The 26398-nt window shown below is 72.4% G+C and carries 26 protein-coding genes and 1 pseudogene; 14 read left to right on the plus strand and 13 right to left on the minus strand.

All coding sequences use genetic code 11. The annotated features are described in order from the left end of the window. Positions 1–176 precede the first annotated feature (176 nt). Entirely contained in the window at positions 177–1475 is a 1299-nt protein-coding gene (gene mmsB, locus QIT00_RS36900; protein WP_282539880.1) for a multiple monosaccharide ABC transporter permease, read from the minus strand. A gap of 8 nt (positions 1476–1483) precedes the next feature. Further along, positions 1484–2434 (minus strand): annotated as a pseudogene (locus QIT00_RS36905) (ATP-binding cassette domain-containing protein); the annotation flags it as partial. Between the two features lie 223 nt (positions 2435–2657). Between QIT00_RS36905 and QIT00_RS36910 the strand changes: the two are divergent. Both QIT00_RS36910 and QIT00_RS36915 read left to right on the plus strand, forming a co-directional pair. Continuing rightward, positions 2658–3431, plus strand: coding sequence for an IclR family transcriptional regulator (locus QIT00_RS36910; RefSeq protein WP_282539881.1), 774 nt, complete (start codon positions 2658–2660; stop codon positions 3429–3431). Further along, positions 3428–4270, plus strand: coding sequence for an SMP-30/gluconolactonase/LRE family protein (locus tag QIT00_RS36915; RefSeq protein ID WP_282539882.1), 843 nt, complete (start codon positions 3428–3430; stop codon positions 4268–4270). Before QIT00_RS36910 ends, QIT00_RS36915 begins: the two co-directional genes overlap by 4 nt. 276 nt (positions 4271–4546) lie before the next feature. On the opposite strand, the gene QIT00_RS36920 is transcribed toward QIT00_RS36915, so the two are convergent. Next, positions 4547–5065 carry a dihydrodipicolinate synthase family protein gene (locus QIT00_RS36920; RefSeq protein WP_349017240.1) on the minus strand — a complete coding sequence of 173 codons (519 nt, stop codon included), beginning with the start codon at positions 5063–5065 and terminating at the stop codon, positions 4547–4549. A gap of 42 nt (positions 5066–5107) precedes the next feature. Between QIT00_RS36920 and QIT00_RS36925 the strand changes: the two genes are divergently transcribed. Beyond that, positions 5108–5326, plus strand: coding sequence for a LysR substrate-binding domain-containing protein (locus QIT00_RS36925; RefSeq protein ID WP_282539883.1), 219 nt, complete (start codon positions 5108–5110; stop codon positions 5324–5326). A 205-nt stretch (positions 5327–5531) separates the two neighbouring features. Then, a complete protein-coding gene (locus QIT00_RS36930; protein WP_282539884.1) occupies positions 5532–6308 on the plus strand; it encodes an SDR family NAD(P)-dependent oxidoreductase in 777 nt (258 codons plus the stop codon). A gap of 57 nt (positions 6309–6365) precedes the next feature. Here the strand turns inward: QIT00_RS36930 and QIT00_RS36935 are convergent, their stop codons facing one another. After that, complete coding sequence (locus QIT00_RS36935) at positions 6366–6653, minus strand: DUF4287 domain-containing protein (RefSeq protein ID WP_282539885.1); 288 nt, start codon at positions 6651–6653, stop codon at positions 6366–6368. A 134-nt stretch (positions 6654–6787) separates the two neighbouring features. Here QIT00_RS36935 and QIT00_RS36940 point away from each other — a divergent pair, with 134 nt between their 5' ends. Beyond that, complete coding sequence (locus QIT00_RS36940) at positions 6788–7549, plus strand: enoyl-CoA hydratase (RefSeq protein WP_282539886.1); 762 nt, start codon at positions 6788–6790, stop codon at positions 7547–7549. A gap of 79 nt (positions 7550–7628) precedes the next feature. Here the strand turns inward: QIT00_RS36940 and QIT00_RS36945 are convergent, their stop codons facing one another. From QIT00_RS36945 to QIT00_RS36955, 3 genes are all read right to left on the minus strand, one after another. After that, the gene (locus QIT00_RS36945) at positions 7629–8888 is read right to left on the minus strand and encodes an acyltransferase family protein (protein WP_282539887.1); all 1260 of its coding nucleotides are present in this window, start codon (positions 8886–8888) and stop codon (positions 7629–7631) included. Between the two features lie 221 nt (positions 8889–9109). Further along, on the minus strand, positions 9110–10039 hold the full coding sequence (locus QIT00_RS36950; RefSeq protein WP_282539888.1) for a M56 family metallopeptidase: 930 nt from the start codon (positions 10037–10039) through the stop codon (positions 9110–9112). A gap of 6 nt (positions 10040–10045) precedes the next feature. Beyond that, the gene (locus QIT00_RS36955) at positions 10046–10447 is read right to left on the minus strand and encodes a BlaI/MecI/CopY family transcriptional regulator (RefSeq protein WP_282539904.1); all 402 of its coding nucleotides are present in this window, start codon (positions 10445–10447) and stop codon (positions 10046–10048) included. 208 nt (positions 10448–10655) lie between these two features. On the opposite strand from QIT00_RS36955, the gene QIT00_RS36960 reads away from it, so the two are divergent. The 3 genes from QIT00_RS36960 (at position 10656) to QIT00_RS36970 (ending at position 13250) form a co-directional block, all read left to right on the plus strand. Next, on the plus strand, positions 10656–11924 hold the full coding sequence (locus QIT00_RS36960) for a CynX/NimT family MFS transporter (protein ID WP_282539889.1): 1269 nt from the start codon (positions 10656–10658) through the stop codon (positions 11922–11924). A gap of 85 nt (positions 11925–12009) precedes the next feature. After that, positions 12010–12795 carry a PepSY domain-containing protein gene (locus tag QIT00_RS36965; RefSeq protein WP_282539890.1) on the plus strand — a complete coding sequence of 262 codons (786 nt, stop codon included), beginning with the start codon at positions 12010–12012 and terminating at the stop codon, positions 12793–12795. A 113-nt stretch (positions 12796–12908) separates the two neighbouring features. Then, a complete protein-coding gene (locus QIT00_RS36970) occupies positions 12909–13250 on the plus strand; it encodes a histone-like nucleoid-structuring protein Lsr2 (RefSeq protein WP_282539891.1) in 342 nt (113 codons plus the stop codon). A 116-nt stretch (positions 13251–13366) separates the two neighbouring features. Here the strand turns inward: QIT00_RS36970 and QIT00_RS36975 are convergent, their stop codons facing one another. Both QIT00_RS36975 and QIT00_RS36980 read right to left on the minus strand, forming a co-directional pair. Next, positions 13367–13789, minus strand: a complete 423-nt coding sequence (locus QIT00_RS36975; protein ID WP_282539892.1) for a hypothetical protein — start codon at positions 13787–13789, stop codon at positions 13367–13369. A 146-nt stretch (positions 13790–13935) separates the two neighbouring features. Then, positions 13936–14424 (minus strand): glutathione peroxidase, encoded by a 489-nt coding sequence (locus tag QIT00_RS36980; RefSeq protein WP_282539893.1) that lies wholly within the window; start codon positions 14422–14424, stop codon positions 13936–13938. A gap of 686 nt (positions 14425–15110) precedes the next feature. Between QIT00_RS36980 and QIT00_RS36985 the strand changes: the two genes are divergently transcribed. From QIT00_RS36985 to QIT00_RS36995, 3 genes are all read left to right on the plus strand, one after another. Beyond that, on the plus strand, positions 15111–16046 hold the full coding sequence (locus QIT00_RS36985) for an AurF N-oxygenase family protein (RefSeq protein WP_282539894.1): 936 nt from the start codon (positions 15111–15113) through the stop codon (positions 16044–16046). Positions 16047–16115: 69 nt separating this feature from the next. Next, positions 16116–17795, plus strand: coding sequence for an FAD-dependent oxidoreductase (locus QIT00_RS36990; protein WP_282539895.1), 1680 nt, complete (start codon positions 16116–16118; stop codon positions 17793–17795). A gap of 188 nt (positions 17796–17983) precedes the next feature. Further along, positions 17984–18385, plus strand: coding sequence for a VOC family protein (locus QIT00_RS36995; protein WP_282539896.1), 402 nt, complete (start codon positions 17984–17986; stop codon positions 18383–18385). A gap of 182 nt (positions 18386–18567) precedes the next feature. Here QIT00_RS36995 and QIT00_RS37000 read toward each other — a convergent pair whose 3' ends face one another. After that, positions 18568–19206 carry a TetR/AcrR family transcriptional regulator gene (locus tag QIT00_RS37000; protein ID WP_282539897.1) on the minus strand — a complete coding sequence of 213 codons (639 nt, stop codon included), beginning with the start codon at positions 19204–19206 and terminating at the stop codon, positions 18568–18570. A 62-nt stretch (positions 19207–19268) separates the two neighbouring features. On the opposite strand from QIT00_RS37000, the gene QIT00_RS37005 reads away from it, so the two are divergent. Next, a complete protein-coding gene (locus tag QIT00_RS37005; protein WP_282539898.1) occupies positions 19269–20111 on the plus strand; it encodes a class I SAM-dependent methyltransferase in 843 nt (280 codons plus the stop codon). Between the two features lie 14 nt (positions 20112–20125). On the opposite strand, the gene QIT00_RS37010 is transcribed toward QIT00_RS37005, so the two are convergent. Further along, a complete protein-coding gene (locus QIT00_RS37010; RefSeq protein WP_282539899.1) occupies positions 20126–21031 on the minus strand; it encodes a serine hydrolase in 906 nt (301 codons plus the stop codon). Positions 21032–21103: 72 nt separating this feature from the next. Further along, on the minus strand, positions 21104–22036 hold the full coding sequence (locus QIT00_RS37015; protein ID WP_282539900.1) for a LysR family transcriptional regulator: 933 nt from the start codon (positions 22034–22036) through the stop codon (positions 21104–21106). A 168-nt stretch (positions 22037–22204) separates the two neighbouring features. On the opposite strand from QIT00_RS37015, the gene bla reads away from it, so the two are divergent. Further along, on the plus strand, positions 22205–23167 hold the full coding sequence (gene bla / locus QIT00_RS37020) for a class A beta-lactamase (protein WP_282539901.1): 963 nt from the start codon (positions 22205–22207) through the stop codon (positions 23165–23167). Between the two features lie 32 nt (positions 23168–23199). Here the strand turns inward: bla and QIT00_RS37025 are convergent, their stop codons facing one another. Next, complete coding sequence (locus QIT00_RS37025; protein WP_282539902.1) at positions 23200–23631, minus strand: ATP-binding protein; 432 nt, start codon at positions 23629–23631, stop codon at positions 23200–23202. Between the two features lie 486 nt (positions 23632–24117). Between QIT00_RS37025 and QIT00_RS37030 the strand changes: the two genes are divergently transcribed. Further along, positions 24118–26238, plus strand: coding sequence for a glycoside hydrolase family 3 N-terminal domain-containing protein (locus QIT00_RS37030; protein WP_408909932.1), 2121 nt, complete (start codon positions 24118–24120; stop codon positions 26236–26238). Positions 26239–26398: the final 160 nt, after the last annotated feature.

A 26398-nucleotide genomic window follows, 5' to 3' on the forward strand; every position in this document is an offset into this window, starting at 1 on the left:
CCTCGTGCTACTCGTACGTAGCTGATCGTTCCCGGACGGGTGACCGTGCTGGCAGGATGGGGCGCCCCCCCCCCCCCCCCCCCCCCCCCCGCCGGGGGGGGGCGCCCCCCCCCGGGGGGCCGCCCCCCCCCCCGCCGGGGCCCCCCCCCCCCCCCGCCGTGTGTCCGAGAGGGTCCTTACGACCTGCCCCGGCGCTTGTTCCACACGTCGATGCCGACCGCCGCGAGCAGCACCAGCCCCTTGATGACCTGCTGCCAGTCGGTGCCCACGCCCACCAGGTTCATGCCGTTGTTCAGCACGCCCAGGACCAGACCGCCGATGATCGCGCCGAGCACCGTGCCGACGCCGCCGCTCATCGACGCGCCGCCGATGAACGCGGCCGCGATCGCCTCCAGCTCGAAGTTCAGACCCGCCTGCGGCGTACCGGAGTTGAGCCGCGCCGCGAACACGCAGCCCGCGAGCGCCGCGAGCACGCCCATGTTCACGAACACCAGGAACGTGACCCGCTTGTCCTTCACACCGGACAGCTTGGCCGCCGCCTTGTTGCCGCCGAGCGCGTACACGTGCCGGCCCACCACCGCGTTGCGCATCACATGGCCGAGGCCGAGCAGCAGCCCGCACACGATCAGCATGATGACCGGCAGGCCGTGCCAGCTCGCCAGGGTCAGCGTGAACGCGAGGACCGCGGCGACGATCGCCACGCACTTCATGACCCAGATGTCACGCGGCAGCACGTCGAGCTCGTACGCGCGCTGCCGCCGCCGGTCCCGCACCTCACGGATCAGCAGGAACGCCACCACGGCCAGACCGATCAGCAGGGTCGGGTTGTGGTACGGGCCGATGGCCTCCGTACGCAACTCGATGAAGCCCAGGTTCAGATGGAACTCGAAGGGCAGCGGGATGCTCCACGCCGGTCCCGCCTCCGGGACGACGCCCTTGGCCAGGTTCTGGAAGCCCTCCGGGAACGGCGACAGCGACTGTCCTTCGAGGGTGATCTGCGTGAGCCCCCGGAAGAGGAGCATGCCCGCGAGCGTCACGATGAACGACGGGATGCCCAAGTACGCGATGAAGAAGCCCTGCCAGGCGCCCGCCAGAGCGCCGATGAGCAGCGAGAGGACCAGGGCGACGACCCACGGCAGGTCGTGTTTGATCATCATGACGGCCGATATCGCCCCGACGAACGCGGCGACCGAACCGACGGACAGATCGATGTGCCCGGCGATGATGACGATCATCATGCCCATGGCCAGGATCAGGATGTAGCCGTTCTGCTGCAGCAGGTTGGAGATGTTGCCCGGACGCAGGAGCGCGCCGTCCGTCCAGAACCCGAAGAGCAGCACGATCAGGGCGAGAGCGGAGAGCATCCCGTACTGCCGGATGTTGGTGCGCAGGCCGTGCAGGAGCAGGGCACCGGTCGACGGTGTGGCCGTCTCGGCGGTGGCCGCGCCCTCAGGTGGTTGGGTCGTGGTGGTCATGGCCGGCCTCAGCTTCTGTTCAGGGTCATGTGGCGCATCAGGACTTCCTGGGTGGCGTCGGCGCGCGCGACCTCACCGGTGAGGCGGCCCTCGGCCATCGTGTAGATCCGGTCGCACATCCCGAGCAGTTCGGGCAGCTCCGAGGAGATGATCAGCACCGCCTTGCCCCGCGCGGCGAGCCGGTCGATCACGGTGTAGATCTCGTACTTGGCGCCGACGTCGATGCCGCGCGTCGGCTCGTCCAGGATCAGCACCTGCGGATCGGCGTGGATCCACTTGCTCAGGACGACCTTCTGCTGGTTGCCGCCGGAGAGCCGGCCCACCTGCTCGTGCACCGTGGGCGCCTTGATCTTCATCGACCTGCGGTACCGCTCGGCGACGGACCGCTCGTGGTGCTCGTCGACGGTGCCCCGGCGCACCATGCCCGGCAGCGAGGCCAGCGAGATGTTCCGGTTGATGTCGTCGATCAGATTCAGGCCGTACTGCTTGCGGTCCTCCGTGACGTACGCGAGGCCCGCCTCGACCGCCGCCGGAACGGTCCTCGTCCGTACGGGCCTGCCGCCCACCTCGACCGTGCCCGCCACGTAACCGCCGTAGCTGCGGCCGAAGACGGACATGGCGAGCTCCGTGCGGCCCGCGCCCATCAGGCCCGCGATGCCGACGATCTCGCCGCGCCGCACGGTCAGCGACACGTCGTCCACGACCAGGCGCTCCCGGTCGACGGGGTGGCGCACGGTCCAGCCGTCGACACGCAGGGCGATCTCGCCCGCGTCGACTGCGGGGGATGCGGGGTACGGCGTGCGCTCCGGGTAGCGGTGGTCGAGGTCCCGGCCGACCATGGCGCGGATGATCCGGTCCTCGCTCAACTCCGGTTCCGCGCCCGGGTGTTCGCGTACGGCGAGGGTCTCGATGGTGCGGCCGTCGCGCAGGATCGTCACCGAGTCGGCGACGGCCCGGATCCTCTCGCGTGTTCGGTATATCGTCAGTCGTTCGAGATGGTGGCGTGAACGTAAACAGCCCCTCCGAGAGGTGTCAATGGGTCGTGCGGCGGGGAATCGCCTTGCGTGTGCGGGGATCGGCTGCGGGCCCATTGCCCGCCGAACTCGCCTGTGCATAGCCTGTGTTCGTGATACCGGCGGTCTGCCGGAGTTTCGAACAGAGCAGAGGGGTGGGTGAGCGGACATGGGCCGACTCGTTCCGGCGGTGACCCGGGCGCTGGACATCATGGAACTCTTCCTGGAGGGAGACGGCACCCTCTCGGCACCCGACATCGTGCGCAGACTGGGCCTGCCCCGTACGACGGTGCACGAACTCGTCACCACCCTCGCGGCCCGCTCCTATCTCGTCCCCGTGCCCGAGCAGCCCGGCCGCTACCGCCTCGGAGTGCGCAACCACCAGCTCGGCAGCCGGTACGCGGAGAAGCTCGACCTCGCCGCCGAGGGCCGCCGGGTCGCCCGCGAGGTCGCCGAGACCTGCGACGAGACGGTGCACATCGCGATCCTCGAGGACGTCGACGTCATCTACATCGCCAAGGTCGACTCCACCCACGCCGTCCGCATGGTCTCCGCCAACGGCCGCCGCCTGCCCGCCCATTGCACGTCGGTCGGCAAGATGCTGCTCGCCTCGCTGCCCGAGGAGGAGCTGGAGGCGCGCCTGGAGGAGTGCGAGGAACTCGTCGCCCTCACCCCGAACAGCATCACCGGCTTCGACGCGCTGCGCGAGGAGCTCGCCACCGCCAGGGCGATGGGCATAGCCGTCGAGCACCGCGAGGCCAACCCCGACGTCTCCTGCGTCGCCGCGCCCGTACGCGACAGCACCGGTGCCGTCGTCGCCGCCCTGTCGATCTCCGTGCCGATGGTGCGCTGGAGCGAGGACCGCGAACGCGAGCTGACCGAACTGGCCGCCAAGGGCGCGGGCGACCTCTCCGTCAGCCTCGGCCACCGGGGCGCCTGGTGAGGCCCGAACTCGCGGTCCGCGCCGAGGCCGAGCTCGGCGAGGGCCCCACCTGGGACCCGGCCGCCCGGCGACTGATCTGGGTCGACATCCTCGGCTCCCGCGTCCACACGTACGACCCGGCCACCGGCCGCCGCACCGTCCTCGCCACGGAACAGCACGTCGGCGCTGCCAAGCCCCGCACGGACGGCGGCCTGGTGCTCAACCTCCGCGACGGCATAGGTGCGTACGACCGCGACGGCACCTTCTCCTGGCTGCACCGCGACCCCGTCCCCGGCCGTCGCGGCAACGACGCCGCCGTCGCCCCGGACGGCACGCTCTGGGCGGGCACCATGCGGTACGACGAGACCCCCGGCGGCGGCAGCCTCACCCGCATCGCCGCCGACGGCACCGCGACCGTCCTCCTCGACGACGTGACGGTCAGCAACGGCACCGGCTGGTCCCCCGACGGCACGCTCACCTACTACGTCGACAGCCCCACCCGCCGTGTCGACGTGCTCCGCACCGAAGGCCAACATGTCCTTGAACGCCGGGAGTTGACGACCGTCGAGCCCGGCGCCGGATTCCCCGACGGGCTCACCGTCGACGCCGAAGGCTGCGTCTGGGTGGCCCTCTGGGACGGCGCGCAGATCCGCCGCTACACCCCGGACGGCCGCCTCGACCGCACGGTACCGCTCCCCGTCGCCCGCCCCACCGCCTGCGCCTTCGGCGGCCCCGGCCTGCGCGACCTGTACGTCACGACCGCCCGCGTCGGCCTCGACCGCCCGCACCCGCTCGCCGGCTCCGTACTCGTCCTGCCGGACGCGGGCCAGGGCACCGAGAGCCCGGCCTTCGCGGGCTGAGCTCAGCTCCCCGACCTACGTACGCGGCCCGTTCCCGGTGAACCGCACCGGGAACCGGGCACGCGCCTCGGGCTCGGTCGCGCGGTACGCGTCGAAGGCGTCCTCGGCGAGCCGGCAGGCCCGCGCCACCTCCTCCTTCCCGGCGCTGCGGTAGGGCGGCGGGTCCAGGTCGGCACCGGTGCGCGGGTCACGGGAGCGCAGGACCGGGCCCTCGCCGACGACCCGAGGTGGACGTCACGTGGTCCTTCCGTACGGGGTGTGCGGCTCGGTTCGTTCTTACGCGGCGGCCGAACCGGGCAGCTTCGCGATCAGCGCGCGCAGCTCCTCGTGCTCGGCGGCGGTCAGGTCGGTCAGCGGGGCGCGCACCGGACCCGCGGGGTGCCCGACGGCGGTCATCCCGGCCTTCACGATGCTCACCGCGTACCCGGCCTGCCGGTTGCGGATGTCCGTGTACGGCAGCACGAACTCGTTCAGATACGTGCGGACCGTGGCGTGGTCCCGGCCGCGCACCGCCGTGTAGAAGTCCAGGGCGAACTCCGGCAGGAAGTTGAAGATCGCCGACGAGTAGGTGGTGACGCCGAGTTCGAGGTACGGCAGCGCGTACGTCTCCGCCGTGGGCAGGCCCCCGACGTAACGCAGGCGCTCGCCCAGGCGCGCGTGGATCCGCGTCATCGCGTCGATGTCGCCGATGCCGTCCTTGTAGCCGATCAGGTTCGGGCAGGCCTCGGCGACCCGGGCCAGGGTGCCGGCGCTGTACGTGGCGTTGGCCCGGCCGTACAGGCCCGCTACTTCCACGAGCTGCTCGTCAGCGTCTTCCGCGCGGCCCGTGTCACCCCGGTGTTCACGCAGTACCTCAGCCAGGTCCACAGCCTCCTCGCCATGGCCAACGCGGGCTGGGGCATCGCCCTCGTACCGGAGGCGGCGGCGCAGATGCGGTTCCCGGGCATCACGTTCCGCGAGCTGGAACTGATCGACCCGGAGCCGGTCGAGCTGCATCTCGTCTGGCGCCGGGCCAACGACAATCCGGCGATGCATGCGTTGCTGCGGCATCTGTAGTCGACTTTCGCGCCGTCGTGGCTGGTCGCGCAGTTCCCCGCGCCCCTTAATAACCAGCCCCTCCGGGGCAAGATCAGCCTCTCCGGCGTTTGAGGAGCGGGGGTCCGGGGGCTGGCCCCCGTGCCGACGGCAGTCTTTCGGGAAGGGGCGGGGAGGGGAGAAATCTGGCGGTGCACCCGGCCGACGGTGCGGGTACGTCCCCCGAATGAACCGTTTCGAAGGACACGCAGCCCTGATCACCGGCGCAGCCCGCGGCATCGGCGCCGCCACCGCCGCCAGGCTCACCGAGGAAGGCGCCGGTGTACTCCTCACCGACATCGACGGTGACGCGGCCGAGAAGACCGCCGCCGCACTGCGCGAACAGGGCGCCGACGCCCGGGCGTTCACCTGCGACGTGGCCTCGCGCGGCGACGTCGAGGCGGCCGTCGCCCACGCCGTTGACCACTTCGGCCGGCTCGACGTCCTCGTCAACAACGCCGCTTCCTGCGCGCTCGACCAGGCCCGCTTCGAGGACGAGCAGGACGAGGTCTGGCAGCGCGACCTCGACATCACGCTGACCGGCGCCTACCGCTGCGCCCGCGCCGCACTGCCCCACCTGGAGGCCTCCGGCCGCGGCGCGATCGTCAGCGTCGGCTCGGTCAACGGCGAGGTCTCCTTCGGCAACCACGCCTACAGCGCGGCCAAGGCGGGCCTCGCCTCCCTGACCCGTACGCTCGCCGACCACGCGGGACCGCGCGGTGTACGCGTCAACCTCGTCGCCCCCGGCACCGTGCGCACCTCGGCCTGGGAGGGCCGCGAGGACCGGCTCGACGAGGTGCGCCGCCTCTACCCGCTCGGCCGGATCGGCGAACCCGAGGACATCGCCGCGGCCGTCGCCTTCCTCGCCTCCCGCGACGCCTCCTGGATCACGGGCACGACGCTGCGCGTGGACGGCGGCCTGCTCGGCGTGAACACGGTGTTCCGCAGCCCACGGGAGGAGTGAGGCCGCCTCACGGGAGGGTGCGAGTCTAGTGAGGCCGCCTCACGGGAGGGCGCGGGTCTAGGGTCTGGCGGCCTTCCCGTCCAGCCACAGCGTCTCCGACGCATCGCTGTGCGAGCCACCCGAGCCGACATGCTTCGGGTCGATCTTCGGGCCCTTCTTGATGACGTGCACCAGCGCCATCCCGTGCCCGCGCCCCAGGCCGTACTCCTCCTTGAGCCAGGCCAGGATCGTCCCGGCCCTGACGTCCGGTTCCTGGAAGCCGCGCTCCTCGGCGAGCGCGATGAACTGGCGCGGTGTCAGGCCCGTCCTGTCCTCGATGGTGTCGAGATACGCCTGGAACGACATGGTGATCCTCCGGACCCGTACGGGGAGTTGAGCGATTTCGGTTGTCGCTGGTGCAGACCCCGCTGGTGATCGAAAATCATCGCAGCCTTACGAAGAAGTCGAAAAACCTTCGCAGCCAGGAAAGGCACAGCCCCATGAGCGACCTCCTCGACGTGACCGTGGACCAGGGCACAGCCCTGCTCACCCTCAACGACCCCGGCCGCCGCAACGTCATCTCCGGCGCCCTGGTCGACCGCGTCCGCACCGCCTTCGACGAGCTGGAGGCCGACCCCGCCGTCACCGCCGTCGTGATCACCGGAGCGGGCAGCGCCTTCTGCGCCGGGGCCGACCTCGCGGATCTGCTGGCCGCGGCCGACGGCGACTCCGCGGGCGTACGGCGCGTCTACGACGGCTTTCTGCGCGTCGCCCGTTCCCCGCTGCCGACCGTGGCAGCCGTCAACGGGCCCGCGGTGGGCGCCGGATTCAACCTCGCCCTCGCCTGCGACGTACGTATCGCCGCGGCCTCCGCCTGGTTCGACACCCGCTTCCTGAAGATCGGCCTGCACCCGGGCGGCGGTCACACCTGGATGCTGCACCGGCTCGTCGGCCCGCAGACCGCTGCCGCGCTCGTGCTGTTCGGGGAGCGGCTCGACGGCGCCGCCGCTGCCGCCGCGGGCCTGGTCCTGCGCTGTGTGCCCGACGAGGAACTCCTCACCGCCGCTCTGCAGTTGGCGGGCCGTACGCAGGGTGTCGACCCGGAGCTGGTCCGCCGTACGAAACAGACCCTGCGCACCGCGGGCGACGGCCGCGGCCACGACGACGTCCTCGCCGACGAGACCCGCGAGCAGCTCTGGTCCCTCGGCCTGCCGGACACCCGCGAGCGCCTGGACACCTTCCGCAAGGAACTCGGCAGCTGACGGGAGCGAGCGGGAAACGAAAAGGGCGGCCGGGTGTTCCCCGGCCGCCCCTTCCTTGAGCTCCTTGAGCGTGGCGGCGTCAGCCCTTGTCGACCCTCGCGCGGGCGCGGGACCGTGAACGGCCGCCGTCCGGCGCCGACTTGTCCAGGGCGGCCGCGTCCCGGCGGAACGCCCACTCCATCCTCGGTTCCATGGCGAACCGGAAGGCCCGCTGCACTGGTGCCGTGCACAGCACGGTGACAACCGTCCCGGCCAGGAGCGTGAGGGCGATCGCGCCGAGCGGCGTGTGCATCCAGTCGGCCTCGTACCAGTCCCAGAAGCGGGAGCCCTTGGCGAGGAAGCCGTGCAGGAGGTAGCCGTAGAGCGTGCCCGCGCCGAGGGCCGTGAACCAGAAGTGGCGGCGGGGGATCCAGGCGAAGAAGCAGGCCACCAGGATCAGGGAGCAGGCGAACATGCCGAGCGTCATCGGCACGCCGACCCAGCCGGGCACGCCGAGTTCCTGGGCGCTGTCGCGGCGGTAGAACCAGGCGGCGTTCATGCGGGGCGCCGCCCAGTACGCGAAGACCAGGGCGCAGGCGGCCACCGGCAGCGCGAGGACGCGGACCTCGCGGCGGCGCACGAGCTGAAAGTGCTCCGGCTTCAGGCACAGGCCGAGCACGAAGAACGGCAGGAACTGCAGGACGCGCTGGAGGTCGAGGTCGTCGCCGATGTCCGGGGAGACGGAGGCCAGGACCGCGATCGCCAGCGAGAGGGGCAGCGGCCAGCGGACGAGTCTCCAGAGCGGAGTCGTCAGCCGCCACACGAACAGCGCGCCCAGGAACCACACCAGGTACCACGGGTCGAGCAGGCTGATCGGGTAGGTGGGGTCGTCGTCCGCCCAGCGCTTGAAGAAGGTGTACGCGACCTCGAACACCACGTACGGAACCGCGATCCCAGTGACGAGACGCTTGAGGCGGTTCGGGCTGGCGTCGAAGCTGCGCGAGAAGTAGCCGGAGATGATGATGAACGCCGGCATGTGGAAGCTGTAGACGGCGATGTAGAGCGCGGCGGCCGCGCGGCTGTCGGCACGCAGCGGCTCCCAGGCGTGGCCCATCGCGACCAGGACGATCGCGAGGTACTTCGCGTTGTCGAAGAACGCGTCCCGCTGCTTGGCCGGTTTCGCCGTCGTGGCCGTCGAGCCCGAGGCGTGATCCTTCCCACCCGCCCGCGCCTCGGCCCGCCCGGACGCTCTCCCTCCCGGCGGGGCGCCCTGCCCGGCGGCCGGTTCGGCCGCGGGTACGGCTCTCGCCGCGGGCAGCGGTGCCCGCTGGTACCCGTCGGTGCGCAGAATGTCGCTCACGGGCCCTCCCGGAGGGAACCCGGACCGACGATTCCGCCTCTTACAGGGCTCGGGGGTGAAACGTCAGCGCCAAACATCCCCAGCACCCTAGTCATCGGACTCGGCGCGCGCACAACCCTGTTGAGTGTGGGGTTGACCACGAAGGGTCGAATTCCGCCACAAGCCCGGCCCCACTACAGCCACAAGCCCGGCCCCCCCTACAGCGGTGTCGCCGCGCGCCACTACAGCGGTGTCGCCGCGCGCAGGATCAGCACCATGGTGACCGCCGAGTTCGCCGACGACATCGCCGAGACCGCCGTCCCCACGGCCGCTCCCCACGCGGCCAGGCCCACCGCCGTACGGGCGGGTGGCCACCTGTGCGCGACCGGCGCCGGTCGCAGGAGCGCGGCCACCCGTCGCGGTACCGGACCCGGCGAGGCGAGCGCGGCGAACGTCGGCGACGGCGAGGGCCGGGACACCAGCGCGGCCCGCCCGATCGCGCGCGCCACCGTCCGGCGGCTGCCCACCGCCCGTGCCGCGTCCTCGTCGGCCCACCGCTCGGCCGTGTAGACCACCGCCGTACGCAACGGCCGCAGGAACGGATTGGCGCGTGCCGCCAGCTGCACCACCAGCAGAAACCGGTGGTGCCCGGCCGCGAGATGGGCCCGCTCGTGCGCGAACAGGGCGCGCCGCTCGGCCGGTCGGAGATGCGCGAGCAGGCCCGTGCTCGCCACGATCCGCCCACGGCCGCCGGGCAGCGCGTACGCGTACGGCTCCTCGTCCGGCAGCACGACCACCGGCGTACCGGGCCGTGCGGTCAGCGCCCGATGTGCCGCGCGCCGCACCGTGCGATGCCGCCACGCGAGCCGGCCGCAGGCCACGAACACCGCGAGCAGCGCGGGGATCGCGGCCCGCCCGGCCACCTCGTCGAACGGCACGGCCGCCCGCACCTCCGGGTCGGACCAGCCGTCGGGCAGCGGGTTGCCGGGCAGCTGTGCGGTGCCGACCACCATCAGGAGCGCCAGGCAGAGCGTGCTGCACAGCGCCATCACCCCGGCCACCGCCGTCACCAGACGGGTCGCCGTACGGGGATGCAGATGCTGCTCGGCCAGGCGCGCGATCGGCCAGGCCGTCAGCGGCAGGACCAGGGGCAGGAAGACGAAGACGCCCATGGCCGGTCAGCCTTCCGGCTCGTCGGTAGCCTCGTTCAGGAGGGCGCGGATCAGCTGCTCGTCATCCGGGCCGAGGGCCGTCACGAAGCTGGCGAGGACGGCCTCGCGGTCGCTCTCCCCGTCGAGGACCTTCCGCATCCGCAGCGCCGCGAGGCCCGCCTCGTCCGCGGCGGGCTCCCACACGAACGACCGCCCCGCGCGCTGCCGGGTCACGGCCCCTTTGGCGAGCAGCCGCGTCAGGATCGTGACGACGGTGGTGTACGCGAGGTCCGCGCCGAGCCGTTCCTGCACCCAGCCCGCGTTGACCGGCCCGTCCGCCGAGCGCAGCGCCGCGAGTACGAGACCCTCCAACTCGCCCTGCCCACGCCTCCGGCGCGACGCGGACCCGTCGTGCCGCTCGCGCACCATGCCCCTCTCCTCTCTGCCGCAGCCGCAGCCACAGCCACAGCCGTACCTGATGCCGATGCCGTAGCCGCAGCACCTGATGCCGATGCCGATGCCGTAGCCGATGCCGTAGCCGCAGCCAAGGCGCCGTCGCGGTCCCGTGCCGGAACGCCCCATCGTACTGATCCACAGGCCCATGGCCCGCCCCGTACGACGGACCTACGATGGCGCGATGAGCCACGAGACCGAGGGCGCGGCGAGCGCCGAAGCGCCATGCGAAGGCGGCCGTCCGACGCCCGCGCGGCCCCCGGTCTCCCCCTGGGTGGGGCGCCTCGCCGTGCTCGCCCTGATGCTGACCGCACTGAACCTGCGGCCCGCCGTCACCGGCCTCGGTCCCGTACTCGAAGAGGCGCGTGCGGGCCTCGGCATGAGCGCCACCGCCGCCGGACTGCTGACTTCGATGCCCGCGCTCTGCTTCGCCCTCGTCGGCTTCGCGGCGCCCCGCCTCGCCCGCCGCCACGGCCCCGACGCGGTCGTCCTCACCGGCATGGCCGCCCTCGCCGCCGGTCTCGCCGTGCGCCCCTTCGCCTCCGGCGCGGCGATGTTCGTGGCGCTCAGCGCGGTCGCGCTCGCCGGGATCGCCCTCGCCAACGTGCTGTTGCCGGTCGTCGTCAAGGAACGCTTCCCGCACCGCGTGGGGGCGATGACCGGCTGGTACGCGATGTCGCTGAACCTCGGCGCATCCGCCGCGGCCGCCGTCACCGTGCCCCTCACCCGCACCTTCGGCGGGGACTGGCGGATCGGCCTCGCCGCCTGGGCGCTGCTCGCCGCCGTCGCCGTGCCCCCGTGGCTCGCCCTGATCCGCAACAGGCCGCGCGCGGACGGCAGTTCGGGTGCGGCGCGGCAGGTCCCGCAGTCCGGCAAGCCCCTCACCCGCAACCCGACGGCCTGGGCGCTCGCCGTCTTCTTCGGGATGCAGGCCACCGCCGCCTACGTCATCATCGGCTGGCTGCCGCAGATCTTCCGCGACGCAGGGCTCTCCGCCGCGACCGCCGGTGTGCTGTTCGCCGTGACGTCGGTGCTCGGCGTGCCCCTGTCGTTCGTGCTCGGCGCGGTCGCCGGACGGGTGCGCTCGCAGAGCGGGATCGCCGTCGTCATCGGCCTGTTCGGGCTCGCCGGGTACGCGGGACTCTGGGCCGCGCCGGCCGCCGCGCCCTGGCTGTGGGTGGTGCTGCTCGGCGTCGCCAACTGCTCGTTCCCGCTCGCGCTCACGATGATCGGCCTGCGCGGAGGCGACGGCGCGACCGTGATCAGGCTCTCCGCCTTCGCCCAGTGCACCGGCTATCTCCTGTCCATCCCCGGCCCCATCCTCGTGGGCGCGCTCTACGAGACGACCGGCGGCTGGGACGGACCGCTGCTGCTGCTCGGTGTGCTGATGGTCCCGCAGATCGTCTCCGGCTGGTTCGCGGGCCGCGACCGGCGGGTCGGCGCCGCAACCTGAAGACGCCTTCAGGTGGCTTCAGGAGGGCTTCAGCTTCGGTGCGCGACATTGGTGCCCGTCAACAGAACGACAGGGGAGGCACCTCATGAAGCGCAACATCGTCATCGCCACCGTGGCGGCCGCGGCCCTGGTCGGAGGCGGCTCCGCGATCGCCTTCGCCGGCAGCGACGACGGCGGCACGGGCCGTGCCGACGCCCGCTCCCAGAACAGCAACTCCCAGGTCACGCTGCAGGACGACAGCGACGACAGCGACGACCGCGACGACAACAACGACAACGACGACAGCGCCGCTCACGAGGCGAAGGACGACCGCAGGGACGACGCTCGCCCCGTCGGCGCGAAGCTCACCGCCGCGCAGGCCGTCGAGGCGGCGCTCAAGCACCAGCCCGGTACGGCCGTCTCCGCGGAGCTCGACGACGAGGACTCCGACGACGACGATTCCGACGACGGGGACTCCGGCGAGCGCCTGGCCTGGGAGGTCGACGTCCTCGGCCAGGGCGACGCCTGGCACACCGTCCACCTGGACGCCGCCACCGGCAAGGTCATCGGCAAGAAGACCGAGGACGAGCGGGACGACGCCCGCGAGGCCCGTGCCGCCCTGAAGGGTGCGGAGACGGATGCCGCGCAGGCCGCGCGGAGCGCCGCGGAGAAGGGCTTCGTCACCTCGATCGACCTGGACGACGACGGCCGTTCCGGCCATGTCTCCGAGGGCTGGGAGATCGAGACGGCCGCCTCGGACGGCCGGGACGGCGACCGCGACTGGAACGTCGACGTCCGCAGCGGCAAGCTCACCGTCGACCACGACGACCGCCACGACCACGACCGTGACGACCACGACGACCGCGACGACCGGGGCGACGACAACGACTGACGGCTCAGCCCTTTACCAGAGCACGAGTTGTGCGGGAACAAAGCGGAAGAGTTCCGTGAGCATGAGCGCACATCCGGTACGTGGCTCACTCGTCTGGGCCTATAGTCGGTCGCATGGCCCAGAAGGTAATTACGACATACGTGGACGACCTGACCGGCGAGGAGTCGGAGCAAATCGCCACGCACAGCATTCTCGTCGACGGTGCGGGTGTGGAAATCGACCTCACCGACGAGAACTACGAGAAGCTGCTCGAACTGCTCAACCCTTATCTCCACGCGGACGGCGCCCGTCGAATCCGCGGCGGCTCCAAGCCGAAGGGGAAACGCAAGCCGGCCACGGGAAAGTCCGACGACTCGTCGGCGATCAGGGCCTGGGCGAGGGAGAACGGGTACGAGGTGAGTGAGCGCGGCCGCGTCCCCGCCGCGGTCCGCGAGGCCTACGAATCCGCCCGCTGAACCACCGATTTCAAGGAGTGCCGCCCTCGCGGGCGGCACTCCTTTTATGCGCGGTCATTCGCACGGCCCCGTGAGAAAGTCGCGGAGATTGGCACCGAGGCGGCGCCGCCCGCACCTCAGTCGAGTTCGATACGCGAGCGACTCTGCGCGGCATCACGCGCCCGGGCCTCGGCAGCGGCCCGTACGACACATTCGTACTCCTCGTACGGAAGCATCATCGTCAGTCCGAACAGCACGGCCCAGGCGACATCGGATTCCTCCAACGTGCCGGGAATGTCGGTGCGGTAGAGCTCGCGGCCGAGATGGGCGGTGGGCAGTTCGCGTGGCTCGGGCGACGCGGCGTACTGGTCGAGGGCGCGGACCCCGCAGTCGAGGAACGTCCCGTACGGGGCATCGCCCAGGAGCTCTTCCAGCTGGCGCAGTTGTGCGTGGGCCACGCGGACCCGCAGGGGCCAGGCGCGACTGGAGCCGAAGCGCTCTTCGAGCACGGTCGTGAGCGTGATCTGCTGAAAGAGCGTGTCGAGAAGGTCGTTGCTCATGATCCGCATGTTCCGACCCATGATCGGGAACGCGGCGAGGCACACCGCGACGCGCGGACCACGACACCCGATTGGCATGCGACAGCCGCCGCGTCCGACGGGAGGCGGCGGCTGTGTGCGTACGGACGTACGTGGCGCGGCGGGGCTCAGGCGGGAAGCGCGCCCTCGACGGCGGCGGTCAACTCCGGGGCGTCCGGCTCGGTCTGGGGCGAGAACCGGGCCACGACCCGGCCCTGCGGGTCGACCAGGAACTTCTCGAAGTTCCAGCGGATGTCGCCGCTGTGGCCCTCCGTGTCGGCCGTGGTGACGAGTCGCTCGTAGAGCGGGTGGCGGCCGGGGCCGTTGACGTCGGTCTTCTGGGTCAGCGGGAACGTCACGCCGTACGTCGCCGAGCAGAACGTGGCGATCTCGTCGGCGGTGCCGGGCTCCTGGCCCATGAACTGGTTGCAGGGCACGCCGAGCACGGTGAAGCCGCGCGGCCCGTACTGCTCCTGGAGCTTCTCCAGGCCCGCGTACTGCGGCGTCAGGCCGCACTTGGAGGCGACGTTGACGACCAGGACGGCCTTGCCGCGGTACTGGGCGAGGTCGGCGGGGCCGCCCTTCAGGGCGTCGATCTCCACGTCGTGGATGGACATGCTGCTCCTTGCGTCCGGTGTCGAAGCGGTGGCTGTACCCGTCGATTGTCCCTCGCGGCCCGGCGGCCCGGCGGCCCGGCGGCCCGGACGGCCGCCGCCGGACTGAGAGTCCTCCGGCGGCGGCCGCGGGGCGCCGGGCGCGCGGTGCTCCCCTCCGCTGCGCCCGGCGCGCGCCGTCCTCACCGGCGGTGGGGTGCGCGGGAGTTCACCCCTCGACACGTGCCGGGAGGACGGGCCGGAGCCCTGGCCGATGTCGGCGTGGCCACGGCTCCGGCGACCAGGCCCTGTCCGGTCGTACGCGTGGACGGGGCGTACGCATGGACGGGTCGGACGCGCGGACGGGTTCCGGGTCCGCGTGCGCGCGGTGCCGGTCCGGCGTCCTCACCGGATCGTAGGACCGGCGGTGCGGCCGTGCCCAGGACCCGTGCGTACTGCCTGGCCGGGCGGCGTGGGCGCACGGCCCCGCTCGCGCGGACGGGCGGTGGAGGCGAGTTGAACGAAGTTCGTTACCGGGGGTAGGCCCCGCGGGGTGCTTGTTATACGGTCTGTCTAACAAGCGGGTGGCGCACCTCTGCCAAGCCGCCGGTGCGCCGCGTACCGCCCGTGCGCCGCGCACCGCTCTGCACCGCAACCGGAAGAACTCGGCAAGCACCACACCTGACACGCTCGACGCGAGGAGCCGCAGCATGGCCGGCAGTATCACCGGGTCCCCGGCACAGACCGGGTCGCCGTCGCAAGTACCGTCGTCCCCCGACTCCGACGTCGCGCGGCGCCTCCTGGAGTCCTCGGCGACGCTGTCGTACGACCCGGCCACCGAGGTGGACTGGGAGACGCCGCTGGACAAGGACTTCCACGGCGCGAGCCCGGAGTGGAGCACCCTCTACGGCACCGCGTACTGGCGGGAGTTGACCGAGGAGCTGCGCAAGGAGCTGACCCGGCAGGAGGCCGCCTCGGTCGCCAGCACGGGCATCTGGTTCGAGATGATCCTGCAGCAGATGATGCTGCGCGACATGTACGCCAAGGACCCCACGGACGCGCGCTTCCAGTGGGCCCTGACCGAGATCGCCGACGAGTGCCGGCACTCCATCATGTTCGCGCGCGGCGCCGAGAAGCTGGGCGCGCCCGCGTACCGGCCGCCGCGGCTCGTCGTCGAACTGGGCCGTGCCTTCAAGACGATCGCCTTCGGCGAGGCCGCGTACGCCGCGATCCTCGTGGCCGAAGAGGTCCTCGACGTGATGCAGCGCGACTGGATGCGCGACGAGCGCGTCGTGCCGTTCGTGCGGACCATCAACAACATCCATGTCGTCGAGGAATCACGGCACATGAAGTTCGCCCGCGACGAGACGCGCAGGCGGCTCGCCAAGGCCGGACCCGTGCGCCGGCAGATCAACGCCCTCGTCATCGCCATCGCCTCGTACATCATCGTCACCAGCATGGTGAACGCCGAGGTCTACCGGCATGCCGGGCTCGACCGCAAGCGGGCCGTCAAGGAAGCCAGGGCCAACGAGCACCACAAGTCGATGATGCGCGCCAGCTGTTCGGGCCTGATGGAGTTCCTCGCCTCGGCCCGCCTGCTCACCAGGCCCGCCCTGGCCTTCTACAAGCGCGCGCACCTCGTGTGAGTACGCGGGGACCGAGTACCGGCCGACCCGTACCACCGAGCAGAGACGATTCGGATTCGAGCGGACCAGATGACCTACGCCATCACCCAGACCTGCTGCAGCGACGCCACCTGCGTCGCCGTGTGCCCGGTCAACTGCATCCACCCCACCCCGCAGGAGCGGGCCTTCGGCAGCACCGAGATGCTGCACATCGACCCGAAGGCCTGCATCGACTGCGGGGCCTGCGCCGACGCCTGCCCGGTGGACGCGATCTTCCCGGTGGACAGCCTGTCCCCGTCCCAGGCGCCGTACGCCCGGATCAACGCCGCGTACTACGAGGGCCACGTGGGGGCTGAGCCCCAACAGGCCGTCGAGGGGCCGAACTTCCACGCCTGGGGCGAGCCGACGTTCGAGCGCAGCCTGCCCTCCGACTTCGGGCCGATCCGCGTCGCGGTCGTCGGCACCGGTCCTGCCGGGATGTACGCGGCGGAGGATCTGCTCCTGCACACCAACGCCGAGGTCACCCTGATCGACCGGCTGCCCGTCGCGGGCGGACTCGTGCGGTACGGCGTCGCGCCGGACCACCCGCGCACCAAGAAGGCCTCGGAGACCTTCGCGCGGTTCCACGACCACCCTCGGGTCCGGATGGCGCTCGGCATCGAGGTCGGCCGCGAGGTCACCGCCGAGGAGATCGCCGCCCACCACGATGCCGTGATCTACGCGGTGGGCGCCTCTGCGGACCGCCAACTCGGCATACCCGGCGAGGAGTTGACGGGCAGCATCGCCGCCGCCACGTTCGTCGCCTGGTACAACGGCCACCCCGACACGGCCCCGGACGCCGTCGACCTGAACGCCGAGCGCGTGGTCGTCGTCGGCAACGGCAACGTCGCCCTCGACGTCGCCCGGATCCTCGTCGCCGACCCGGACGAGCTGGCCCGTACCGACATCGCCGACCACGCGCTCGCCGCCCTGCGCACGAGCAAGGTGCGGGAGGTGGTGCTGCTCGGGCGGCGCGGCCCCGAGCACGCGGCGTACACGAAGTCCGAGCTGATCGCCCTCAAGCACCTGCCCGGCGTGGAACTCGTCGTCGACGACGAGGACGCGCGTACGGCCGCGGCCGTCGAGGCGGCCGGACCGCAGGACAAGGCGGCCCTGCTCGCGGACGTCCCGCGCCGCGCCATGGACTGGTCGGCCGCGCCCGCGGCAGGCCGCCGGATCGTCCTCCGCTTTCACTCGCTGCCGGTCGAGGCCACGGGCGAAGGTGCGGTACGGGGCGTGCGCGTGACGGGGCCGGCCGCCGAGGGTCAACAGGCGGGCGGGGAGCGGGAGATCGCGGCCGGAATGCTGCTGCGCGCCGTCGGCTACCGGGGCGTCGCCGTACCCGGACTGCCCTTCGACGAGGCGAGCGGAACCGTCCCGCACGAGCGCGGACGCGTGCGGGGCAGGCCGGGGACGTACGTCGTCGGCTGGATCAAGCGCGGTCCGTCCGGCGGGATCGGCGCCAACCGCACGTGCGCGGCGGAGACCGTCGGCACGCTCCTCGGCGACGCGGTGGCCGGTGCGCTGCCCGCGCCGAGCGGCACGGCGCGGGCGTTCCAGCGCCTCGCGCGCAGCCGTAACCGCCGCCTTGTGGACGCCCGCGGGCAGGCCGCGATCGACCGTGCGGAGATCGCGCGCGGGCGGCGCGACGGCCGCCCCCGCGCCAAGCTGACGACGGTCGCGGAGCTGGTGTCGGCGGCGCGGGGTGCGCGGTGGACGTTGACGCGGTGAGGTAGCCAGGCTGCCGGGGGCGGGGCTAAAGTCGCACACGTGACTGCCGGGTCGGCCATGGGCCATGTACGAGACGGGTTCCCGGCCTCGGCTTGAGCCCGAGGCGGGCCAGAGCCCCGCCCGCATCCTTCGCGTCCCCCTGTTTCCCGTACGGACGTACGGAGTCCCAGACCCGAAGGAATCTCATCATGTCCGAACTCCCCAGCACCATCGCGCAGTTGAACCACACCGCCGTCTTCGCGACGGACCGGCAGCTCTCCGCCGAGTTCCTCGCGGTGATCCTCGGCCTGAAGGCGGGCGCGCCGTTCGGGCCCTTCCTGCCCGTCGACCTCGGCAACGGCGTCACGCTCGACTACTACGAGAAGACCGACGAGCCCATCCAATCCCAGCACTACGCCTTCCTCGTGCCGGACGAGCAGTTCGACGGCATGATCGCCCGGCTCGACGCCGTCGGCGTCACGTACTACGCCGACCCGAGCCACACGGAACCCGGCCGGATCAACCGGCTGTTCGGCGGTCGCGGCGCGTACTTCGACGACCCCGACGGCCACAACATGGAGATCATGACACGGCCCTACGCGCGCCCGTAGGCCGTTCTCCGCCGACCCCGACCCCGACCCCGACCCCGACCCCGACCCCGATCCCGAGCACGACGTACCCGGACTCGACCTCGACCTCGACGCGCTCCGCGCGCGGTACCGCGCGCGGAGCGCGAGCGCCGGATCCGGCCCGAGGGGAGCCGCCGGTACCGGTCCGTCACGGGCTTCGCCTCCTACGACGAAGACTCCCTCCGGCGTTCGAGACAGGGGAGGGGGCCGCTCTGGCCCCGCCCCTCCACCGGCACGATTCCGGCAACAACCCTCCGTACCTCACCGAGCCCCGGCCGCGCACCGTGCCGGTCGGCGAACAGCAGATGCCCCGTCCCGACCAGCATCGGGGCGAGCACGTCCACATCGGCACCGGCCGGCAGGCGGCCGAGGTCCCGCTCGGCAGCGAGGTACGAGGCGAACATCGCCGTCGCCTCCGTGAGGAGCGGAACACCGGTGGGCGTGGTCCGGCGCAACCGCGCCCGCAGCCCGTCGCGCGACGTGACCAGGCCGACCATCGCCACGGCCACCGAGCCGAACAACTCCGCCAGCTCCGCGGCCAGATTGCCGACCACCGTCCCGGTCCCCGCGGCCTCGCGCAGCGCCTCGGCCCGCCCGTCGAGGCGGCGCACGCGGTCGAGGACCAGCTCGGCGAGGAACGCGTCGAAGTCCGCGAAGTGCCGGTGCAGCACACCCTTCGCGCAGCCCGCCTCCGTGGTGACGGCCCTGCTGGTCAGCGCGTTCGGACCGTCTCGCAGCAGCACCCGCTCGGCCGCGTCGAAGAGCTGCTCGCGTACGTCGCGGATGGCGACCCCTGTCGGCACCGTGTGGACCTCTCTCCGTGCTCGGCCTTGGCGAGTGGGCATGTGCCCACTACAGTGGGCACATGCCCACTGTACCTCCGGGGCCCTCCGGTCGCCCCGCGCGCGATGCCCGCCAACTCCGGCGGACGGCTCGCTCGTTCGGTACGGACGCCGCCCGCTACGACCGCAGCAGGCCCCGCTATCCGCAGGCGCTCGTCGACCGCCTCGCCGTACCGGCCGTGCCCGCTTCCCGGGCGGACGGCCCGCTCGTGCTGGACGTCGGCTGCGGCACGGGCATCGTCGCCCGCCAGCTCAAGGAGGCGGGCTGTCGCGTCCTCGGTGTCGAGGTGGACCCGCGCATGGCCGACCTGGCGCACGCCGAGGGCGTGGACGTCGAGGTGGCCGCCTTTGAATCCTGGGACCCGGCGGGCCGCCGCTTCGACGCCGTCGTCGCCGGGCAGACCTGGCACTGGCTGGACGCCCGCGCGGCCGCGACCACCGCCGCCCGCGCACTGCTCCCCGGCGGCCGGCTCGCCGTGTTCTGGAACGTCCCGGAGCTACCGCCCGAGGTGACCCGCGCCCTGGCCACCGCCTACCGGCGCGTGGCACCCGACGCCCCGTTCCGCCTCCCCGACTCCACGGTCCGCGCCGCCGACGGGTACCAACCCCTCCTCGACGCCGCCGCCGACGGGATCCGAGCCACCGGCGACTTCGACACCCCCGAGCAGTGGCGGCACGACTGGGACCACACGTACACCCGCGACGCCTGGCTGGACCAGATGCCCACCCACGGCACCCTGACCCGCCTCACCCCCGAGCGGGTGCGGGAGATCCTCGCGGAGGTCGGCGCCGCGATCGACGCCCTGGGCGGCTCGTTCACAGCGCCGTACGCGACGCTCGCGGTGACGGCAACTCGCCGCTCATGAACGGAAGTTGAGGGCTACAGCTGCCGCAGATGGTCCCGCAGCGTCCGCGCGACCTGCGCCATCAGGGCCTCCGCGCCCGGCTGCACCTGCGCAGGTACGCGGGACTCGGTGAGCACGGCGACCGCGAAGGCCTGACCGTCGGCGTGCTCGACGACACCGATCTCGTGCCGCAGATTGAGCAGGGTGGCCGTCTTCGAGGACCAGGCCGTCGCGTCGGACGCGAAGTCAGGGGCGAGCCGCTGCCGCAGCACGTTGTGTGCGAGGAGCTCCCGTAGCCGCGCCGCCACCTCGGCCGGGATCCGCGACGGCCGCCACAGGGCCTGGAGCAGATCCACGTACGCGCGGGCGCTGCCGTTGCTCGCGTGCGTGATGTCCAGCTGCGGCACCCGGTGGCTGCTGCCACCCGTACCGGAGTCGATGGCCAGGGCGTGCGCCAGATGCGCCTGCGCGGCGTCGAACCGCTCGGCCGGCGTGTCCGCGAGCTCCCGCATACTGTGCCGTACGGTGATGCCGCCGATCCCGAACTCCTCCAGGATCTGGGCGACTTGAGCGGGCGGAGTGAGGTCGAACAGCGCCTCGGCGGCCGCGCTGTCGCTGAGACACGTACTGAGGTAGAGCAGATCGTCCACCGCGATCCGTACGGGGTGCCGGAAGCGGCTGATGCCCGTGGGCCCCGGGGTGGTGACCCGGCCGGGACGTACGTCGAGCGCCGTCGCACCGTCGAGCTCCCCGCGCCGGATCCGCTCCACCGTCGCCAGCGCGAGCACGACCTTGACCAGCGACGACGACGGCAACGGCGTGTCCGGCTCGATCCCCAGCTCCGTACCCGTCTCCAGGTCCCGTACGAGGATCCGGCCGCGCAGTCCGCCCTCGTCCAGCAACTCCCGCATGTCGCGCAGCAGTTTCTCGGGGCTGTTCATGTGTTCTCCGGGCTGTTCATGGGTTCTCCGGTGCTCATGCGTACTCCGCGCCGTTCATGCGTTCTCCGGTGCTCATGCGTTCTCCGCGCCGTTCATGACGTGCACTTCGGCGGTGCTGGTGGCCGTGCTGCCGCTGTGCGTCGCACCCAGGCAGCGGGCGATCGCCCCGCCCAGTCGCTCCCGCACCTGCTGCGGCCTCTCGTCCGCCGCGGCCGTCAGGGCGAAGCCGCGCACCAGGCCGGTCTCGCCCAACGGCCGCCAGTACAGGCCGAGTTCGTCCGCCTGCGTGGCGGAGCAGACCAGCAGGTCACGGGAGCACAGGACCTCGGCGGTGGCCGTCGGCAGGTCCGCGCCCACGGCGAGCTGCGCGGGCCGGAGCCCGACCGCGTCACGCAGCCGGGTCAGCGGATCGCGGATGTGCGGCACGTCGTCCTCCGGCTGCACCCACACCCGGCGGGCCGGTCCTGAGCCCGTACGCCCCACGCGCAACGTCTCCAGGTACACGCGCCGCACCCCGGGGTCCCGCGCCGAGGCCACGCCGAGCGGCACCGACCAGGTGGCGTCCCGCTCCGGCACGGCGAGCAGCGCGGCCCGTACCTGCTGGGCGTGGAGCAGGTCGATGCGCTCCGCCGGACCGGCCACGCGCAGGTCGAGCGTGACGCCGTGGCCGCGCGCCTCCGCCACCAGGCGGGCCAGACTGACGGCCGGGCAGATCCCGGGCACCGCGAGCCGCCACGGCTTGCGGCGCGCGGCCTCCGCCTCGTGCCGCAGCACGTCGGCCGCCTGCACGAGGCGGCGGGCGGCGGGCAGCATGTCCCGGCCGAACGGCGTGAGCAGCGCGCGCCGCGCCGTCCGCTCGAACAGCCGCTCCCCGAAGTGCTCCTCAAGCGCGGCCACCCGCCTGCTCGCCACCGGCTGCGAGAGCCGCGCCGCCGCCGCGCCCACGGTGAAACTGCCGCACTCACTCACGGCGATGAACGCCCGGCACGCCCCCACGAGATCCACGACCTGGACCCTATGCGAGTTCGGCATGGAATCGCACGGGAACGTATTGGACCGCATGGCAGCACGCCGGTGAGAGTGGCCTCCGTACCGAAGAGAAGGGCCCAAAGCGGCCCTCTTCGTCCCATTCCCCGCGTCCGGGTGGCGCGGGGACGACCCGGAGGTAGGCACATGCGGCACTCCCGTGTACGGCGCACCGCGCACCGCGCCGGCATCGCACTCGCCACGCTCGTCCTCGTCCCGCTCACGGCCTGCGGTGGCCCGGAGCAGGCGGAGGACGACGCGTCATCGGCCGCCGCCTCCGCCGGGAAGTCCGGGTCCACCCCATCGGCCGGTTCCGGCGAACAGGCCGCCGCGGCACGGAAGTTCAAGCAGCTGGAGCGGAAGTTCGACGCCCGCGTCGGCGTCTACGCGATCGACACCGGCAGCGGCGAGCAGGTCACGTACAACGACCGCGAACGCTTCTCCTACGCCTCCACGTTCAAGGCCCTCGCCGCAGGCGCCGTCCTGGACAAGCACGACGACCGCGGCATGGAACGCCTGGTCCGCTACGAGAAGAGCGACCTGGTCAAGGCGTCGCCGGTCACCGAGAAGCACGTCGACACCGGCATGACCCTGCGCGAACTCTGCGACGCGGCCGTCCGGTACAGCGACAACACCGCCGCCAACCTGCTCCTCGACGACCTCGGCGGCCCCAAGGGCCTCGACGGCATGCTCGCCGAGCTCGGCGACGACGTGACCCGCATGGAGCGCGACGAGCCCGGCCTCAGCGTCTGGGACCCGGACAGCGACCGCGACACCACCACCCCGCGCGCCTTCGCCGAGGACCTGCGCGCCTACGTACTCGGCGACACCCTCGGCAAGCGCGACCGCGCCCAGCTGACGAAATGGCTGCGCACCAATGCGACCGGGGCGGAACTCATCCGCGCCGGAATGCCGAAGGACTGGGTGGTCGGCGACAAGAGCGGCATGGGCAGCAACTACGGCATCCGCAACAACATCGCGGTGGTGTGGCGCCCGGACGAGGCCCCGCTCGTCGTCGCCGTCCTGACCAACCGCACCGCGGAGACCGCCGAGCCCGACAACGCCCTCGTCTCCGAGGCGGCCGCGGTGGTGGCGGACGCGTTCGCGTAGGTTCTAGGGCCCGTCCACCCGGGCCCCAGCCGTCAGTCCGAGGTCAGGACCGCGCGCACGGTCTTCCCCGCGCCGTCGCTGTCCCGTACGACGGAGAGGCGGCGCGACAGGGCCTGTACGAGGGCGATGCCCCGGCCGCTCTCGGCGGTGGTGGAGTACGGCGCGAGCTGGGGGCGGCCGGGGCCCCGGTCGTGGACCTCGACGACCAGCCGGTCCCGGCTGTCGAGCGAGAGCCGCAGGCGGCAGGAGCCCTGGCCGTACCGCGTGGCGTTCGTGACGAGTTCCGAGACCACCAGGAGCGCGCTGCCGGGGTCGGCCCTGCCCCGGCAGCCGGGACCGGCGGGCCCGCACCCGCTCAGGAACAGGCGGGTCAACTGCCGTGCCCTGTGCGGGGAACAGGACTGCCGGGGCAGGTGGTACTCGACGCGTGCGGTGCGGCGACCGGTGCGCCCGGTGGCACGCATGATGTCACTCCCTCTCCGTGGGTCGACCGGCGCGCGGGGCGAACCACCGAGGTCATCCGCGCCGCGACGGCGGCGACGGCCGGACGGTCTCCGTCTCTCCTTCCCGTATCGGCGGACCCCGAACCGGCACCGCGCCGAACCCGCACAACCGGTACCGCCAGCCCCGGTACCGCCACCCCGGTCCACCGCGCGGCCGCCCCGTCCGGCTGTCTCGCGCGGCTGTTTCGGACGTGAACGCGGCGTGGAAGGGATGCCCGCATGGCTGGAGTACAACGGCGTACCGTCCTCGCGGCGATCGGCGGCACGGCCGCCCTGGCGGGCGCGGCCGCCAGTGGGGCGCCCGGCGGCGGCACCGCTCGGGCCGCGGAGTCCACCGGTACGCGGGGCGCCGCGCCGCCCGTCACCGGGCGCCGCGTGGCCGGACGCTCCCGGCGGGCGGCACCGGCCCGACCGGACGACGACCGGATCGCTGCCCTGCTCGAACGGATGACGGTCGAGGAGAAGCTCGGCCAACTCCAGCAGCTCTCCTGGGCGTTCGCCACCGGACCCGGCAACCCGGACAACAAGAAGGTCGAGGAGGCCGCCCGCGCGGGACGGCTCGGCTCGGTCCTCAACATGTTCGGCGCCAAGGACAGCAACCGGCTGCAGCGCATCGCCGTCGAGAAGTCCCGGCTCGGCATCCCGCTGCTCTTCGGCCTCGACGTGATCCACGGCTGTCTGACCACCTTCCCCATCCCGCTCGCCCAGGCCGCGAGCTTCGACCCGGCGGTCACCGAGCGGGACGGCGCGGTGTCGGCGAAGGAGGCCAGGTCCAACGGCGTGCACTGGACGTTCTCGCCGATGATGGACGTCACGCGCGAGCCGCGCTGGGGCCGGATCGCCGAGAGCTGCGGCGAAGACCCGTATCTCACCGCCGAGTTCGCCGCCGCCAAGGTCCGCGGCTACCAGGGCGAGGATCTGGCCGCAGCCGACCGGGTCGCCGCCTGCGCCAAGCACTTCGCCGCGTACGGGGGAGCGGAGGGCGGGCGCGACTACAACACCGTCGACGTGTCCGAGTCCCGGCTGCGCAACCTCTATCTGCCGCCGTTCCAGGCCGCGTTGGACGCCGGAGCGGCCACCGTGATGGCCGCGTTCAACACCGTCGGCGGCGTCCCCGCGCACGGCCACAGCCACCTCCTCACCGAGATCCTGAAGGAGGAGTGGGAGTTCGACGGGGTGGTGGTGAGCGACTGGAACGGCGTGCGGGAGCTGATCGCCCACGGCTTCGCCGCGGACGCCGCCGACGCCGCCCGGCTCAGCCTGAACGCGGGCCTCGACCTGGAGATGGTCAGCACCACCCTCGCCGACCACGGCGAGCAGCTCCTCCAGGAGGGCCGGATCCCGCAGGAACGCCTGGACGACGCGGTGACCCGCGTCCTCCGCCTCAAATCGGACCTCGGCCTCTTCGACCAGCCGTACGTGTCGGAGTCGCAGGCCGTCGAGGCGCCCTCCCGGCAGGCGCGCGCGGCCGCGCGTGAGGCGGCGGCGCGTTCGATGGTGCTCCTGAAGAACGACCAGGGCACGCTGCCGCTCGACCGGGCCGCGGCGGGCATCGCCGTCGTCGGCCCGTTCGCCGACTCCGCCGACCTGCTCGGCACCTGGACTTTCCCCGGAGCGCAGAAGAAGTTCCGCTCCGGGAAGGTCCTTGACGCGGTCCGTGCGGCGGCGCGCGGCGCCGAGGTGACGTACGCGCGAGGGGTGGACCCGGCGGGCAAGGACACCTCGGGCATCGACGAGGCCGTCGCGGCGGCGGAGGCGGCCGAGGTCACGATCGTCGTCGTCGGCGAGGCGCCCGCGATCAGCGGAGAGGCCGCCGTCCGCAGCGACCTCGGCCTTCCCGGCGCCCAGGAGAAGCTGATCACGGCGATCGCGGAGACCGGCAGGCCGTTCGTCGTCGTCCTCGTCAACGGCCGCCCCCTGACCATCGGCGACTGGCTGGACCGCGCGCCCGCCGTCCTGGAGGCCTGGCACCCCGGTATCGAGGCGGGACACGCCATCGCCGACGTCCTCTTCGGCACCGTCGCCCCCGGCGGCAAGCTGCCCGCGTCGTTCCCGCGCAGCGTCGGCCAGATCCCCGTGCACTACAACCACGAGAGCTCGGGACGCCCGTACGCGGCGGACAACAAGTACACCTCCAAGTACCTCGACCTTCCGCCCGGCCCGCAGTTCCCCTTCGGACACGGGCTCAGCTACACCACGTTCGCGGTGGGCGAGCCCCGCCTGAGCACGACGAGGATCGACGCCGGCGCCCTGCGCGGCGGCGACACCGTCGAGGTCGCCGTGGACGTACGCAACACCGGGAAGCGCGCCGGCGACGAGGTCGTGCAGCTGTACGTCCACGACCTCGCGGCGAGCATCACCCAACCCGTGCGCCGCCTGCGGGGGTTCCGCCGGGTCACCCTGCGACCGGGCAAGAGCCGGACCGTCCGCTTCCGCCTCGGCGCGGGGGACCTGGGCTTCTGGACCAACGACCCGAAGGGCGAACTCCGGATCGAGCCGGGCCCGATCGACGTGTACGCGGGCAACAGCTCGACGACGAAGGCGAAGGCGACACTGACGATCGGCTAGGGCCTGTCCGGCGGATCTTCGCGGGCCCACGACGCCTGGCACGCACTCTCGCCGCACGCCCGAATCACCCAAGTACGTCCAGTACGAGGGCGATCCGGGCGCACGCCGAGAGCACGCACCAGACGCCGCGGGCTGCTCCGCGAAGATCCGCCGGACAGAC

Origin of the sequence: Streptomyces luteolus, assembly GCF_029968015.1 — a bacterium.
Lineage (GTDB): Bacteria > Actinomycetota > Actinomycetes > Streptomycetales > Streptomycetaceae > Streptomyces > Streptomyces luteolus.

Coding starts and splice junctions, on each gene's coding strand:
- QIT00_RS36995 (WP_282539896.1), top strand. CDS start 17,984: ATGTCCGAACTCCCCAGCACCATCGCGCAGTTGAACCACACCGCCGTC.
- QIT00_RS36910 (WP_282539881.1), top strand. CDS start 2,658: ATGGGCCGACTCGTTCCGGCGGTGACCCGGGCGCTGGACATCATGGAA.
- QIT00_RS36965 (WP_282539890.1), top strand. CDS start 12,010: ATGAAGCGCAACATCGTCATCGCCACCGTGGCGGCCGCGGCCCTGGTC.
- QIT00_RS36960 (WP_282539889.1), top strand. CDS start 10,656: ATGAGCCACGAGACCGAGGGCGCGGCGAGCGCCGAAGCGCCATGCGAA.
- QIT00_RS36930 (WP_282539884.1), top strand. CDS start 5,532: ATGAACCGTTTCGAAGGACACGCAGCCCTGATCACCGGCGCAGCCCGC.
- QIT00_RS37025 (WP_282539902.1), bottom strand. CDS start 23,631: ATGCGTGCCACCGGGCGCACCGGTCGCCGCACCGCACGCGTCGAGTAC.
- QIT00_RS37010 (WP_282539899.1), bottom strand. CDS start 21,031: ATGAACAGCCCCGAGAAACTGCTGCGCGACATGCGGGAGTTGCTGGAC.
- QIT00_RS36935 (WP_282539885.1), bottom strand. CDS start 6,653: ATGTCGTTCCAGGCGTATCTCGACACCATCGAGGACAGGACGGGCCTG.
- bla (WP_282539901.1), top strand. CDS start 22,205: ATGCGGCACTCCCGTGTACGGCGCACCGCGCACCGCGCCGGCATCGCA.
- QIT00_RS36980 (WP_282539893.1), bottom strand. CDS start 14,424: ATGTCCATCCACGACGTGGAGATCGACGCCCTGAAGGGCGGCCCCGCC.
- QIT00_RS36970 (WP_282539891.1), top strand. CDS start 12,909: ATGGCCCAGAAGGTAATTACGACATACGTGGACGACCTGACCGGCGAG.
- QIT00_RS36985 (WP_282539894.1), top strand. CDS start 15,111: ATGGCCGGCAGTATCACCGGGTCCCCGGCACAGACCGGGTCGCCGTCG.
- QIT00_RS36940 (WP_282539886.1), top strand. CDS start 6,788: ATGAGCGACCTCCTCGACGTGACCGTGGACCAGGGCACAGCCCTGCTC.
- QIT00_RS37030 (WP_408909932.1), top strand. CDS start 24,118: ATGACGGTCGAGGAGAAGCTCGGCCAACTCCAGCAGCTCTCCTGGGCG.
- mmsB (WP_282539880.1), bottom strand. CDS start 1,475: ATGACCACCACGACCCAACCACCTGAGGGCGCGGCCACCGCCGAGACG.
- QIT00_RS36990 (WP_282539895.1), top strand. CDS start 16,116: ATGACCTACGCCATCACCCAGACCTGCTGCAGCGACGCCACCTGCGTC.
- QIT00_RS36955 (WP_282539904.1), bottom strand. CDS start 10,447: ATGGTGCGCGAGCGGCACGACGGGTCCGCGTCGCGCCGGAGGCGTGGG.
- QIT00_RS37005 (WP_282539898.1), top strand. CDS start 19,269: ATGCCCACTGTACCTCCGGGGCCCTCCGGTCGCCCCGCGCGCGATGCC.
- QIT00_RS36950 (WP_282539888.1), bottom strand. CDS start 10,039: ATGGGCGTCTTCGTCTTCCTGCCCCTGGTCCTGCCGCTGACGGCCTGG.
- QIT00_RS36975 (WP_282539892.1), bottom strand. CDS start 13,789: ATGAGCAACGACCTTCTCGACACGCTCTTTCAGCAGATCACGCTCACG.